The 1,469-nt window shown below is 73.7% G+C and carries 2 protein-coding genes; one reads left to right on the forward strand and one right to left on the reverse strand.

The genetic code is table 11. The features are described from left to right. The coding region (locus tag AC1DOC_RS33410; protein WP_478131538.1) for a hypothetical protein at nt 1-1,281 on the forward strand (1,281 nt) is incomplete at its 5' end. Here the strand turns inward: AC1DOC_RS33410 and AC1DOC_RS33415 are convergent. Continuing rightward, a partial coding sequence (locus tag AC1DOC_RS33415; protein ID WP_478131539.1) for a substrate-binding domain-containing protein occupies nt 1,282-1,469 on the reverse strand: 188 nt, incomplete at its 5' end. It lies immediately after the preceding gene.

Here is a 1,469-nt window from a genome sequence, read left to right on the forward strand (position 1 = left end):
CGCAAGGCCCGCGCGGGCGCGCCCGGCTCGGCGCCGCCCGATGCGGTGCACCTGCAGGACGCGGCGTTCTGGAAGCAGCTGGTGGCCGCGCAGCGGGCGGCGCGGCAAGGCCGGCTCATGGCGCCGGTGGCGGGCGGCGGCGCGGCCGGGTCGCCGGCCAAGTCGCCGCCCAGTGCGCTGGAGTCGATCCGCCTCGCCGGCACGCTGGCCGCCACCGATTTCCAGCGCGCGCTGGTCACGCTCAACGAGGCCATGCTGTGGCGCCGCCTCGGCGACAACGAGCAGGCGCGCCGCCGCCTGCAGGCGCTCAAGAAGCAGCGCCTCGCCCACCATGTGGCGGGCAACGACTATTTGGGCGCGATGGAATGCATCGTCTCGGCCTGGTGCGCCTACACCGCGCGCGACCTGCCGCTCGCGCAGTCGCTGCTGGGCGGCATGGCGAACGATGCGGCGCGCAGCCTGGTGCTGCGGCACCACCCCGACGTGCGCTTCGAGTGGTGCAACCTGTGGGCGCTGGTGTGCCGCTCGCGCGCGCTGGGGCTCTCCGCCGACGACAAGCCAGCCGCCGCAGCGCTCGCCGAAGAGTCGCTGCAGCGCTTCGGCGAAGCGCTGGCCGCGGCCTTCGAGTCGCACTCCTTCGACGCCGCGCAGCACGTGGCCGCCAACATGGGCATGGCCGCATGGCTGTTCGACCGCGTGGGCCTGTCCGACCTGCCGGCGCTCGCGCACGACGGCCATGCCGACACCACGCGCCGCGCGGTGCAGTGGATCGCCTTCAGCGAATGGCTCTGCGGCCACACCGACGGGCAGGGCCGCTCGGCCTGGAACGCGATCTACCTGATGCGCATCGCGCGCGGCCACTGCCGGCCCGAGGCGCAGCCCACGCTCGCGCAGTTCCGCGCGCAGAAGCCGCTGGACCCAGCCGCGATCTCGCAGCTCGCCGGGCCGCTCGCGGATGCCTTCGACACCGCGCATTGGCCCGCGCGCTGGGTCGGGGTGGCACAGGCGCGGCTGGCCGACCACCAGGCCGGCCGGCGCCGCTACCCCGGCCTGCAGCATTGCAGCCTGCTGTTCGAGCACGCCTGGTATGCGGCGCATGCTGGCGACCTGAAGGCGGCCGAGCAGTCGCTGGCGTCATTGCGCGAAGCCCTGCCGCAGCTGGTGCCGAGCGACCGCGCCTACTTCACCGAATCGTGGAACGACACGCTGCCGGCCGAGCTGGTGCTCGAAGCGAAGCCGCCGCGGCGGCCGGCGGCGCGCAAGAAAACCCTGCCCCGCTGATCAGCGCACGGAAGGCGCACCGGTCGACTTGCGCACCACGAGCTCGGGCCGCAGCACCACGGTCGATGCCGACATGGCGCGGCCGTCGATTTCCTCGAACAGCATCTCCGCCGCGCGCCAGCCGAGCTCGAGGTGCGGCAGGCGGATGGTGGTGTGCGGCGGGTCGACCATGTCGACCAGCGGCATGT

It is taken from the genome of Variovorax sp. 01T439_2 (genome assembly GCF_056398445.1).